Consider the following 12322-nt stretch of genomic DNA (forward strand, 5'->3'; position numbering starts at 1 on the left):
ATCCTGCCACCCGCCCGCCGCCGCCGTGCGCTGAGCGGCACTTTCGGCGCCGGCGTTGCGTACATTCGACTGTGCGTACTACGACACCGGCTTCGGCAGTGCGGTCGGGGATCGGTCACGCCGGGAGTTCGACCCCGCCGTCGTGCGGCGGGAGCTGGAGATCATCGCGGCGGACCTGCACTGCACCGCGGTGCGGATCAGCGGAGACGACCCGGACCGCCTCGCCGTGGCCGCGCACGCGGCGCTCGACGCCGGGCTGCGGGTGTGGTTCTCACCCTTCCCGATGGACCGCCCACCGCCCCTGGTCATCACGGAATTCGGGTGCTGCACCCACCGGGGCGCGGCGGACGCGGGCGGCACCGGCTGGACGATCGTCGACTTCACGGCCGAGCCGCGGGCGCTGAACGGCGACTACGTCCGCGACGAGGCCGGGCAGGTGGCGTACTTCACCGAGCTGATGGACGTCTTCGAGGCCGAGGGCGTGCACGGCGCCTTCTGGTTCACCTTCGCCGGCTACGAGTACCCGTCCGCCGCCGGGCCGCGGCGCGATCTCGACCTCGCGAGCTACGGCGCGGTCCGGGTCCTCGACGGCGGAACCGGCACGGCGTACCCCGGGCTTGCGGGGGAGCCGAAGGAGGTCTTCCACGCCATCGCGGCCCGGTTCAGCCGGTGAGCGCCTCGTCGCGCGTGGTGGCGACCGCGAGTGCCTCGTGCAGGCCGGTCAGCTGGAGGGTGCGGTTGACGACGCCGTGTTCGGGGGCGACGACCCGGACGCGGGTGCCGGGCCCGGCCTCGCGGCGCGCCTCGAGCAGCACGGTGATGCCGATGGAGGCCAGGAAGGAGACTTCGGACAGGTCGATCACCAGCAGCTCCGGCGCTTCGGCCAGGGCGTGGGTGACGTTGTCGCTGAGCACGGGCGCGCTGAGCAGGTCGACCTCGCCCGCCGCCGCCAGGACGATCCGGCCGTCCGCGTGGTGGGCCGTCACACGCAGGAGGTCCTGCGGCCGCACCAGGTTGCCGTCAGTGGTCACGATCGCCCCTGGGCTGCATGCTGGGTCCCTTCTCGCCACCGGTTCACTCCGGGTGGGTGGTACCCCGGCCGTGCCACGACGAAACATCCGGAATCGACCCGAACAGGTCACCGAGCGGGCCTGCTGCACGCCGCAGCCGGTCCCGGGTGACCGGATTCAGAGCAGCGGGCCGGAGCGGAACCGCCGGATCCGGTGCAGCAGGTTCCGCACCGCCGCATCGCCGCGGTGCCTGGTGAGCAGCCGTTCCAGCGGGGCCAGCCGGTCCTTCGGCCGGACCGAGCCCACGTTCCCGGCCAGGTCGACCGCCTCCCCGCCGATCCGCGTGGCTTCGTCGAGATCACCTCGGAGCGCGTGGTTCTGGGCCAGCATGACCAACGTCAGCGAGCGGCTGCGGGCCATGTCGGCGCCATAGCGGTCCGCCGCGCGCGCCAGCTGGGTGATCGCTTCGCCGCTGTGCCGCGCCGCGACCACGGTGGCCAGCTCGGTCAGGACCGTGCCGCGCATCGCCGCCATGTCCGTCTCCTGGAAGAACGCCTCCCACGGCCGCGGTTCCGGCCACGAGCCCGCCTCGGTGAACGCCGTTTCGGCCTCGGCCAGCCGGGTCAGGGCCGCGTGCTCGTCGCCGCCCATCGCGTGCGCCCACGCCTCGTTCGCCGCGAGGATCGCCAACGCGCGGCGGGAACCCGAGCGCTCCGCGGCCACCCGGCCGCGGGCGAACTCGGCCAGGGCGCCGGCGACGTCGTGGCGGTGCAGGTGCACGCGGCCGAGCCGGTAGTGGATGTTCGCCACCAGGCTGCCGTTGCCGGCCGCGGTCGCGATCTCCAGCGCCCGCCCGAACCGGCGGCGCGCCGGCTCGTCGTGCCCGATGTCGAACTCCGTCCAGCCCAGCAGGTTGTGCACATCGGCCAGCACCGTGGACAGCCTGGCCTGCAGGGCCTCCGGGACCGTGCCCCAGTGCAGCAGCAGGCTCGCCGTCTTGACCACCCGGACGGCGTCCCGGCAGAACCCACCGCCCTGCCGGTAGTCCAGCGCCCGCAGGACTCCGACGGCCGCTTCGAGTTCGGCGGCGTCGGTGTTTTCGATGTTGATCGGAAGGGGCGAGCCATCGCCTGTCGTCGTCACCATGACCTCACCTCGTGCAGCGCGCACGCACGCATGGTCGGTTGCCGGCGCCGGGGAAATACCCACGACGGGCGGCGTGGAAACGGTCCTCACCCGGTGGGGCAGAAGCGGTCAGCGCCGGAACTGCGTGATGGGCACCCGGGCCTGGGTGCGGCCGAGGCCGGTTTCACGGCGCTTCCGCCGGGGCGATGGCGAGCAGGGAGATGATGGCCAGGTTCCGCTGGGCGAAGTCGTTGGTGGCGAAGGTGGCGAAGTCGCCCGCGGGGTTGGTCGTGGTGCGCGTGGGGATCTCGGTCACCGGGCTCGCCACGGCGGAGCCGGTGACGCGTTCGGCCGGCGGCCACGGTTTGCCCGCGGGGTCGCCGGTGAACTGGTCCCAGCCGCGCCTGCGCAGGCTCGCGTCGCCGAGCTGCTCGCCCGCCCAGGCGGTGACGCGGGAGTAGATCGTCTTGAACAGCCCCGGGTTGAAGTCGCGCCCGTACCGGGCGATCTTCTCGGCCGACGGCGCCTGGGCGTACCGGGCGAAGTCCAGGTACGCCCGGCGGAACTCCGGGACGTCGTACAGGTCGAGGGCCTCCCAGAGGACCTGCTCGCCGAGGAAGGCCATCGCGAGGTTGTAGCCGCCGTCGAAGTCGCCCTTCTCGAGGTTGACCAGGTGGCCGGTCGCCGGGTCGAAGCCGACCGCGCCGCCCGCTTCCCCGGTGAACAGCCCGGCGGGGAACGCGGCGATGTCCCGCATACCGGTGCCGATCCGGTCGCGCCAGCGGACGTCGCCGGTGCGCTCCCACTCCGTGAGCCAGTTGCCGACCAGCGCGTACCAGTCCGGTCCGAGCCGGACGCGGGCCGGCGCCTTCGTCTGCGGGGGCAGGACTTCGCGCAGCGGGTCGATCGTGCGCAGCGTCTCGTCGGCCTGCAGCGACGACCGGATCAGCTCGCCCAGCAGCTCGTCCGCGGTGAGGTAGTAGGAGAACCGCTTGGTGAACGACTCGCCGACGCGCGCCTCCTTGGCGCCGTCACCCCAGTGCACGACGGCGTGGCGCGAGCCGAGCCCGGCGAACCGGCCGCTGTGGTGGGTGTCCACTTCGGACACGTGTTGCGTCATCGCGTGCGCCAGCCGGAACGTCCGGGGATCGCCCGAGCGCAGGAAGGCGTACCAGAGCAGCGCGTCCGTGCCGAGTTCGGCGTTGTCCCAGGCGTACCCGCCGACGTCGTAGCGCCATTCGTGGCGGTCCGCGTCGTAGGTGTGCATGACATCGCCGTGGTGCCAGAACCCGTACCACTCGCGCTCGTCGACCTGGTCGGCGTAGAAGCCGATCTCGCGGGCGATGCCGTCTTCGAGGGCCGCGCGGGCGGGCGTACTGCGGTCGGGCAGGCTCCACCGGCCGAACACCCCGGCCGCGTGGTAGGTGGCCGGGTCGGTGACGAGCTGCGGCGGCGCGGTCAGCGTGGCCGACAGCGCGGCGATCGTGTCCCGGGCCGGGGTGGCGGCCAGTGCCCACAGCCGCAGCTCGGTCGAACGGACCATGCCCTGCGGGGTCGCGAATCCCGGTTGGACGTCCTCGTAGGACAGATCGAGCCCGTGCGCGGCCGTGTCGTAGGTGCGCAGGTCCATCGCCGGCGCCAGCGGGGAGTACGACCAGAGCGTGACCGAAGCCGTGTCCGTGGCCGCGCCACGGACGTCGAGCGAGCGCGGGGCGCGCGGCCAGAAGTCGCGCAGCCCGAAGCCCAGGCCGCCGGCGGGACCGCCGACGTAGCCGAACCCGGACGCGCGGTCGCCGCGGCCCGCGTGCTTCAGCCAGCTGCCCGCCGCGCTCGTGCGTTTCCACACGGCGAAGTGGCGGGCGGACTCCTGGAACAGCGTGAAGTCGTTCCACAGCGCGAGGTTCTGGTAACCGTCGCGCACCTGCTGCCCCCACTGCGCGACCGGCGGGGTGGGGGTGCCGTCGGTCTGCGCCTTGCGGACCGCCGGGCCGGGGTCACGCCGCAGGCCGGTGAGCACCCGGACGGGCTCGCCCCAGACGCCGCCCGCCGCCGCGCCGAAGCGGACGTGCCGGTTGTGCGGCTCGTCGGTCAGCGGAACCGAGCAGCGCAGGCCGAGCCCGCGCACGAAGTCGTGGTTTTCGTCGGCGTCCCAGCGGAAGCTGTGGACGACGCGCAGGGAGTCGTCGCCCGCGCCGAGGTAGAGGCGCATCGTCCACGGCAGGATCGCGCGGGTGCCGCGACCGCGGTCGCGCCGGTACCGGCCGGTCAGCTTCACGACCGCGCGCACCGGACCGGCCTGCTCGACGTCGGCGCGTTCGACGATGCCGGTCCAGTCCTCCCGGCGGGGCGCCCGCGGGTCGTCGGCGTCGTCCGGCCGGTCCTGCAGCAGCAGCACGAGTTCGCCGTCGCGGGCGACGACCCGGCCGCCGCGCGAAAGCGACGCCACGGCGACGGGGCCGGTCGTGGCGAGCTTGACCGCCACGGTGCCGTTGGCCAGCACGATTTCGCGGGGGGACCGGCGCACGGTGACCGGAACCGGGGGCGGCGCGGGCGTCCCGGGGGCCAGCACCAAGGTGTCCGCGGCCGACGTCACCGCGTGGCCGGTCCACTTGACCGAGCCGTCCGGCCAGTACGCGAGCGGCCACGACTGCACCGGCACTGCGCCGCCGTCCCCGGCGTGCAGGGCCAGCGGGACGTTCCGGCCCAGCGTTCCCCGCGGCCAGGGGACGCCGAACGCGCAGCCCGCCGGGGCGGCGGGCGTGCCGTCCAGCCAGTGCAGGCGCACCTCGCCGCCGCCGGCCGCCGGGGAGGGGGCCGCGGCGGCGGCCGGGGTGACGGCCGTGGCGGCCATGGCGGAGACGCCGCCGAGGAAGACCCGCCTGGACAGGGGGAACTGAGGGGACTGCGGGGACATCGTCGGCCTCCGGTCAGCTCGCGATGAGCCGATTCAAGTCAGGCGGTTCCGCGCTTGTCAACCCGGTCGACCCGATCAGGCCAGTCGTGGAGTAAGCGCTTTCCGGCGATCGGCCGACCGTGGCGCCCGTTCGACCGATTCGAAAGCGCCCGCGACTTCGTTGGCCCTGTTGCCTCGGGAAAACGCTTTCTGCTGAAGCGGGTCACGCAGCTTAACGTTAAGCAGGATGGCCGTTTTCCGTCTCGTGGCCGGTGTTCCCCGCAGATCGGCCGTGTTACGGTGGGAGCGCTCCCAGCCTGAAACTTTCCTGTCGAGTGGTTCTCCAGGAGGTCGGTAATGACTTGGCGATTCCTCCGCGCGCTCGTGGCCGGCTTGCTGCTGGCCGCCTGTGCCGTTGTGGCCCCCGCCGCGGCCGGGGCGGCCACGCCCACGCGGGTCATGGCGCTGGGCGACTCCATCACCGGGTCACCCGGCTGCTGGCGTGCCCTGCTGTGGAAGCAACTCCAGGACACCGGCCACACCGACGTCGACTTCGTGGGAACCCTGCCCGCCCAGGGCTGCGGTTTCCCCTACGACGGCGAAAACGAAGGCCACGGCGGGTTCCTCGCGACCGGAATCGTCCGGGACGGCCAGCTGCCCGGCTGGCTGTCGGCGACGCACCCGGACATCGTCCTCATGCACCTGGGCACCAACGACGTCTGGAACAACATCCCGGCGAGCACGATCCTCGACGCCTACACGACGCTGCTCGGACAGATGCGGGCCGCCAACCCGGCGACGAAGCTGATCGTCGCCAAGATCATCCCGATGAACCCGGGCAACTGCGCCGCCTGCGGCCAGCGGGTGGTCGAACTGAACAACGCCATCCCCGGGTGGGCGCAGGCCCACTCGACGGCCGCGTCGCCGATCACCGTCGTCGACCAGTGGACCGGGTTCGACACCGCGGCCGACACCGGTGACGGCGTCCACCCGAACAGCACCACCGGCATCCAGAAGATGGCGAGCCGCTGGTACCCCGCGCTGGTGGCGGCGCTCGGCGCGGACACGCCCGCCCCGACCGGCCTGCACGTCGACGGCACGCGGATCCTCGAAGCCGGCGGAAGCCCGTTCGTGATGCGCGGCGTCAACCACGCGTACGTCTGGTACCCGACCCAGAACCGCGCCTTCGCCGACATCAAGTCCTTCGGCGCCAACACGGTCCGGGTCGTCCTCGGCAGCGGGCAGCGGTGGGGGCCGACGCCGGCCGCCGAAGTCGCGAGCGTCATCGGGCAGTGTAAGCAGAACCGGCTGATCTGCGTCCTCGAGGTGCACGACACCACCGGGTACGGCGAGCAGAGCGGCGCCGCCACCCTCGACCAGGCCGCCAGTTACTGGATCAGCGTGGCCAGTGCCCTGAAGGGGCAGGAGGACTACGTCGTCGTCAACCTGGGCAACGAGCCGTTCGGCAACGACCAGCAGGTGAGCGCCACCTGGACGACCGCGACGGGCAACGCGATCAAGCGGCTGCGGGCCGCCGGGCTGCAGCACCTGGTGATGGCCGACGCGCCGATGTGGGGCCAGGACTGGCAGAACATCATGCGGGACGACGCGGCCATCGTGTTCGACGCCGACCCGCAGCACAACACCGTCTTCTCCATCCACATGTACGGCGTTTACGACACCGCCGCCGAGATCAACGCCTACTTCGATGCCTTCCGCACCGCCGGGCTCCCCCTGGTCGTCGGCGAGTTCGGCAGCATGCACACCGACGGCAACCCGGACGAGGACACGATCATGGCCCAGGCGCAGGCCCGCGGCCTCGGATACCTCGGGTGGTCGTGGAGCGGCAACAGCAGCGACGTCGCCTACCTCGACATGACGAACAACTTCGACCCGGCGAACCTGACGGCGTGGGGGGAGCGGTTCCTCAACGGTGCCAACGGAATCCGGCAGACGTCGAAGGAAGCCACGATCTACGGCGGCGGTCCGGCCGACACCCAGGCGCCGTCCGTGCCGGGCACGCCGACCGTGGCGGCGGTGACTTCGAGCGGCGTCACCTTGAACTGGACCGCGTCGACCGACGACGTCGGCGTCACCGGCTACGACGTCCTCCGGGCGCCGGGGGCGACCGGCGGCACGTTCGCCGTGGTCGGTTCGGCCGGGACGACGTCGTTCACCGACAGCGGCCTGGCCGCGTCGAGCACCTACCGGTACCAGGTGCGGGCCAGGGACGCCGCCGGGCACACCTCGGCCGCCTCCGGGGTCGCGACGGCGACGACGAGCGCGGGCGGCGGCACCGGCGCGTGCAAGGTGGCCTACGCGGCCTCGAACTGGGGCGGCGGCAACGGGTTCACCGCCAACGTCACCATCACCAACACGGGCACGAGCGCGCTCACCGGCTGGACACTGGCGTTCACCTTCGCCGGCGGCCAGCAGGTGACCCTGCCCGGCTGGGGCGCCACCTTCGCCCAGTCCGGGAGCGCCGTCACCGCGAAGAACCTGAGCTGGAACGGCTCGCTGGCGCCGAACGCCTCGACCGGCGTCGGCTTCAACGGCACCTTCAGCGGCACCAACCCGGCGCCGTCCGCGTTCACCCTCAACGGCAGCGCCTGCACGACCGGCTGAACCACCATCCACTCGGGACAAACGTGGGAATGGAGTGCACATGCGGAACTTCGGCAGGCGGCTCGTCGTGGCCGCCGCGGGCGTGGCCGCGGTGGGCCTGGTGCCCGCCCCGGCCACCGGCGCCGCCGCGCCGCCCCAGCTCGACAAGCTGAACCGCGGGGTGGTGAGCGTCCACACCGCACAGGGCAACACCGTCGGCTGGCGCCTGCTGGCCGGCGACCCGGCCGGGGTGGCGTTCAACGTCTACCGGGACGGCACGAAGGTGACCGCGCAGCCGGTCAGCGGGCCGACGGACTTCCTGGACGCCGGCGCCCCCGTGGGCGCGCGCTACGCCGTGCGCGCGGTGGTCGGCGGGGTCGAGCGGATGGCGGCCTTCGCCGCGGAGGAGTCGCTGAGCTTGACCGCCACGGAAGCGGCGAGCACCCGGGACATCCCCATCCAGCCGCCCGCCGGCGGCACCACGCCGTCCGGGGAGAGCTACACCTACACCGCGAACGACGCCAGCGCCGGTGACCTGGACGGCGACGGCCAGTACGAGATCGTGCTGAAGTGGGACCCGACCAACTCGAAGGACAACTCGCAGTCCGGCTACACCGGGAACGTCTACGTCGACGCCTACCGGCTCGACGGCACGCGGCTGTGGCGGATCGACCTCGGCCGCAACATCCGCGCCGGCGCGCACTACACGCAGTTCCAGGTCTACGACTACGACGGCGACGGCAAGGCCGAGGTCGCGATGAAGACCGCGGACGGCACCCGGTCGGGCACCGGCCAGGTCATCGGCAGCGCGAGCGCCGACTACCGCAACTCGAGCGGGTACGTCCTCTCCGGCCCGGAGTTCCTGACGGTGTTCAACGGCCAGACCGGCGCCGCGGTGTCCACGGTGAACTACGACCCGCCGCGCGGCACGGTGTCCTCGTGGGGGGACAGCTACGGCAACCGCGTCGACCGGTTCCTGGCCGGGACGGCCTACCTCGACGGGTCCCACCCGAGCCTGATCATGAGCCGCGGCTACTACACGCGCACGGTGATCGCGGCCTGGGACTTCCGGAACGGCGCGCTGACCGAGCGCTGGAAGTTCGACTCGAACTCGGCGGGCTCGCAGTACGCCGGCCAGGGCGACCACCAGCTGGCCATCGCGGACACCGACGGCGACGGCCGCGACGAGATCGTGTTCGGCGCCATGGCGATCGACGACAACGGCAGTCCACTGTGGAACACCCGCAACGGCCACGGCGACGCGATGCACGTCGGCGACCTGATCCCCGCGCGGCCGGGCCTGGAAGAGTTCAAGGTGGACGAGGACAAGTCGAAGCCGGCCGCCTGGATGGCCGACGCGAAGACCGGCCAGATCATCTGGCAGAACGCGTCCTGCACCTGCGACAACGGCCGCGGGGTCTCGGACGACATCTACGCCGGCAGCCCCGGCGCCGAGTCGTGGTCGTCCGCGGTGTCCGGGCTGCTGAACACCAGCGGCCAGAACATCGGGCGCAAGCCGTCGTCGGCGAACTTCGTCATCTACTGGGACGGCGACGCCCAGCGCGAGCTGCTGGACGGCACCCACATCGACAAGTACGGCACGGCCGGTGACACCCGGCTGCTGACCGCATCGGGCGTGCACGCGAACAACGGGACGAAGAACACGCCGTCGCTGCAGGCCGATCTGTTCGGCGACTGGCGCGAGGAGGTCATCTGGCCGACGTCGGACAACCGGGCGCTGCGGATCTACTCGACAACGGACCCGACGAGCATTTCGCACGTGTCGCTGATGCAGGACCGGCAGTACCGCGAGGCGGTGGCCTGGCAGAACACGGCGTACAACCAGCCGCCGCACGCGAGCTTCGCCTTGGCCCGGTGACGGCGCGGCCGCTCCCGCGGCGGCGGCTCAGGCCGGGGCGGCCCCGCCCCGGCCTGAGCGTCCGCGGCGATGGCTCGCTGACGGCGCGGCCGGGAGCGGAGATCAACTAGAGTGGGGTGGGCCTGGGGACGCCGAAAGTGAGGAGCCCCTCGTGTCCACATTGACCGAATTGCCCCAGTGGACGATTCGGACCGCCGGCGACCGGGCCACCTTCACGCACGTCTCGGCCGACCCCGGAACACCCCGGACGCGGAGCGAACCCGGGCTGGTCCTGCGCGAAGCGGACCTGCCCGCGTTCGCCAAGGCGCTCGGCGAGGTCATGAAGCTCCCGACCTACTGGACCGCGCGAGCCCGGGCGGGCCGTCCGGTGCTCGACGGCGACCCGGGCTGGTCCGAGCCCCGGCACGACCCGGAAGACGGCTTCGTCCACGTCTCCGGGCCGTGCGATCCGCCGCGGCCCGAGCCGGGCGGCTCGTTCACCGTGGACCTCGCCGACGTCCGTGGTCTGCGGGTGCGGATCGCCGCCTACCTGCACCAGCGGGAATGGTTCGCCGGCCCCTCCCGCGGGTAGCCCGGGGCGAAACGGGGGAGGCGGCAATGGCCATCAGGCTGGGCAGCACGGTCATCAACTGCACCGACCTGGACACGATGACCCGGTTCTGGTGCGCGGCGCTGGGCCTGGAAGCGGCGTCCGAGGACGACGCCTTCCGCCTGCTGCGCGGCCCGTACGTCAACCTCTCGCTGCAGCGGTCCTCGGCGCCGGTCGCGACGCGGGACCAGATGCACCTCGACCTCTACGCCGATGACCTGGAGCGCGAGGTCGAGCGGCTGCTCGGCCTGGGCGCGCGGTTCGTGCGCCACGTCGAGGACGATCCGGTCGACGACTGGGTCGTCCTGGCCGATCCGGAGGGCAACCTGTTCTGCGTCTGCGTCAAACCGGCCGAGGAGGTCCACGACCCCGGAGCGCGGGCGGCAACGTCCGGAACCGGCCCGGCGGCGTAGGCTCGATCCGTGCTGATGCCGACCGAGCGGGAGAGCGGACCGCCCGCGCGCGCCCGTGACCACGTCTGCCGGGGTTATCGGCGGCGCAGCGAATTCGTCGCCCACGCGAAGGAGTTCCTGGCCGAGGGCCTGGCGGCCGGCGAGCGGGTGCTCTACGTCGCTCCCGGTGACGAAGCCGTGCTGACCGGGCAGCTCCGGGCGGACGAGCGGTGCGGCGAGGGCCTGGAACGCGGGGCGGTCCAGGTCGCTTCGTTGGACGCGACCTACACCACCGGCGTCGTCGTCGACCCCGCCGGCCAGGTCGAGCTCTACGCCGCGGCGACCTCGGAGGCGCTGGCGGCCGGGTTCACGGGCCTGCGGGTCGCGGCCGACGCGACTTCGCTGGTGCGGACGCCGGCCCAGCTGGACGCCTTCGCCCGCTACGAGCACCTCGTGGACCACTACATGGCCGGACACCCGATGTCGGCGATGTGCGGCTACGACGTGAGCGAGCTCGGCGGCGAAGTCGTCGCGCAGCTCGCCTGCATGCACCCCACCGCCTACGAGGGCGGGGCCCAGTTCCACCTGCACGCCCACGCGCCGGACGGCAGCGCCGCGGCGCTCGAGGGGGACCTGGACCTGGAGTCCCGCGGGCTCTGGCCGCTGGCGCTGGAGCGCGCCGGCCTGCGTTCCGAGGGAGGCACGATCGCCATCGACGCCACCGGCCTGGAGTTCGTCGACCACCGCAGCCTGGTCGCGCTGGCCGGCTACGCCGAGCGGCACGCCGCCACCGTGGTCCTGCGGACCCGGTTGTCGACGCCCGCCCGGCTCATCGAGCTGCTGGACCTGCCCGGCGTGCGCGTGGAGCGTGCGGCATGAGCATCGACCGGGAGACCGCCCAGCGGGGCTACGACCACGCGGTCGTGCACTACCGCGGCGACGACGACCTGCTCGCCGTCGCCGTGCCGTTCCTGGAAGCCGGGCTGGCCGCCGGCGAGCCGACGCTGGTGTCGCTGGAGCCGGAACGAGCCGAGCTGGTGCGGGCCGCCCTGCCGTCGTCCTCCCGGGTCGAGTACCTGTCCACCGGCGACGTCTACGCGCGGCCGGCCGCGGCGATCAAGTCCTACCGCGAGCTGATGGCCGGGTTCGTCGCCGGCGGCGCGGCCGGGATCCGCATCTTCGGCGAGATCCCGCCGGCCGCGATCGGCACCTCGTGGGACTGGTGGGCCCGCTACGAGGCCGCGGTCAACCACGCCTACGACGAGTTCCCGCTGCGCAGCATGTGCGCCTACGACACCCGCACGACGCCGCGGCACGTCCTCGACGACGTCGCCCGGACCCACCCGTTCGTCGCCACCCCGGGCGGCGGGCACCACACGAACACCGGGTACGTCGACCCGCTGTCGTTCCTGACCGACCGGCGCCCGATGCCGCCGCTCCCGATCGAGCTCACCGCCCCCCGGGCCGAGCTGGCCGATCCGCGGCCCGTGGAGGCGCGCCGGGCGGTGCTGGCCACGGCCCCGGTGGACCTGCCCGCGGCCGAGGTGGACGACCTCGTCCTCGCGGTGAGCGAAATCGTGGACAACGCCCTGCGCCACGGCCGGCCGCCGGTCCGGGTGCGGATCTGGGCCGGGCCGGGGCAGATGGTCGTGTCGGTGCACGACGCCGGTGCCGGGCCGGCCGACCCGTTCGCGGGCCTGCTGCCGGCGGACCGGGGCATCGGCGGCCGGGGGCTGTGGATCGCCCACCAGGTCTGCAGCGAGGTCACGCTGCACCGCGACGAAACCGGCTTCACCGCACGCCTGACGGCGGGCCGCCCCTGGTAGCGCG

General features: G+C 72.9%; 10 protein-coding genes. 7 read left to right on the forward strand and 3 right to left on the reverse strand.

Going from position 1 to position 12322, the window contains the following annotated elements; translation table 11 throughout:
• Positions 1-55: 55 nt before the first annotated feature.
• Positions 56-673, forward strand: coding sequence for a hypothetical protein (locus ACLJOU_RS27740; protein WP_410571234.1), 618 nt, complete (start codon positions 56-58; stop codon positions 671-673).
• On the opposite strand, the gene ACLJOU_RS27745 is transcribed toward ACLJOU_RS27740, so the two are convergent.
• From ACLJOU_RS27745 to ACLJOU_RS27755, 3 genes are all read right to left on the reverse strand, one after another.
• Positions 663-1031, reverse strand: coding sequence for an STAS domain-containing protein (locus tag ACLJOU_RS27745; protein WP_410571235.1), 369 nt, complete (start codon positions 1029-1031; stop codon positions 663-665). The two genes, ACLJOU_RS27740 and ACLJOU_RS27745, sit on opposite strands and share 11 nt — an antisense overlap.
• A gap of 156 nt (positions 1032-1187) precedes the next feature.
• Positions 1188-2156 (reverse strand): hypothetical protein, encoded by a 969-nt coding sequence (locus ACLJOU_RS27750; RefSeq protein ID WP_410571237.1) that lies wholly within the window; start codon positions 2154-2156, stop codon positions 1188-1190.
• 163 nt (positions 2157-2319) lie between these two features.
• A complete protein-coding gene (locus ACLJOU_RS27755) occupies positions 2320-5049 on the reverse strand; it encodes a hypothetical protein (RefSeq protein ID WP_410571238.1) in 2730 nt (909 codons plus the stop codon).
• 336 nt (positions 5050-5385) lie between these two features.
• Between ACLJOU_RS27755 and ACLJOU_RS27760 the strand changes: the two genes are divergently transcribed.
• The 6 genes from ACLJOU_RS27760 to ACLJOU_RS27785 all read left to right on the forward strand — a co-directional run bounded on the left by ACLJOU_RS27760 (position 5386) and on the right by ACLJOU_RS27785 (position 12318).
• Positions 5386-7653 carry a cellulase family glycosylhydrolase gene (locus ACLJOU_RS27760; RefSeq protein ID WP_410571240.1) on the forward strand — a complete coding sequence of 756 codons (2268 nt, stop codon included), beginning with the start codon at positions 5386-5388 and terminating at the stop codon, positions 7651-7653.
• Between the two features lie 40 nt (positions 7654-7693).
• Positions 7694-9511: a rhamnogalacturonan lyase gene (locus tag ACLJOU_RS27765; protein WP_410571242.1), complete on the forward strand. Its 1818-nt coding sequence runs from the start codon at positions 7694-7696 to the stop codon at positions 9509-9511.
• Positions 9512-9662: 151 nt separating this feature from the next.
• Positions 9663-10082, forward strand: coding sequence for a hypothetical protein (locus ACLJOU_RS27770; protein ID WP_410571244.1), 420 nt, complete (start codon positions 9663-9665; stop codon positions 10080-10082).
• A 26-nt stretch (positions 10083-10108) separates the two neighbouring features.
• Entirely contained in the window at positions 10109-10513 is a 405-nt protein-coding gene (locus tag ACLJOU_RS27775) for a VOC family protein (protein ID WP_410571245.1), read from the forward strand.
• Positions 10514-10528: 15 nt separating this feature from the next.
• Positions 10529-11371, forward strand: coding sequence for an MEDS domain-containing protein (locus tag ACLJOU_RS27780; protein WP_410571563.1), 843 nt, complete (start codon positions 10529-10531; stop codon positions 11369-11371).
• Positions 11368-12318, forward strand: a complete 951-nt coding sequence (locus ACLJOU_RS27785; protein ID WP_410571247.1) for an anti-sigma factor RsbA family regulatory protein — start codon at positions 11368-11370, stop codon at positions 12316-12318. Before ACLJOU_RS27780 ends, ACLJOU_RS27785 begins: the two co-directional genes overlap by 4 nt.
• Positions 12319-12322 lie beyond the last annotated feature (4 nt).

The organism is Amycolatopsis sp. cmx-4-61, from assembly GCF_046548775.1.
In the GTDB taxonomy this organism is placed as follows: domain Bacteria; phylum Actinomycetota; class Actinomycetes; order Mycobacteriales; family Pseudonocardiaceae; genus Amycolatopsis.

What these genes read in the sequence shown, in the direction of transcription:
- ACLJOU_RS27780 (WP_410571563.1), top strand. Translation starts at nt 10,529, where the DNA reads ATGCCGACCGAGCGGGAGAGCGGACCGCCCGCGCGCGCCCGTGACCAC.
- ACLJOU_RS27750 (WP_410571237.1), bottom strand. Translation starts at nt 2,156, where the DNA reads ATGGTGACGACGACAGGCGATGGCTCGCCCCTTCCGATCAACATCGAA.
- ACLJOU_RS27765 (WP_410571242.1), top strand. Translation starts at nt 7,694, where the DNA reads ATGCGGAACTTCGGCAGGCGGCTCGTCGTGGCCGCCGCGGGCGTGGCC.
- ACLJOU_RS27760 (WP_410571240.1), top strand. Translation starts at nt 5,386, where the DNA reads ATGACTTGGCGATTCCTCCGCGCGCTCGTGGCCGGCTTGCTGCTGGCC.
- ACLJOU_RS27755 (WP_410571238.1), bottom strand. Translation starts at nt 5,049, where the DNA reads ATGTCCCCGCAGTCCCCTCAGTTCCCCCTGTCCAGGCGGGTCTTCCTC.
- ACLJOU_RS27775 (WP_410571245.1), top strand. Translation starts at nt 10,109, where the DNA reads ATGGCCATCAGGCTGGGCAGCACGGTCATCAACTGCACCGACCTGGAC.
- ACLJOU_RS27785 (WP_410571247.1), top strand. Translation starts at nt 11,368, where the DNA reads ATGAGCATCGACCGGGAGACCGCCCAGCGGGGCTACGACCACGCGGTC.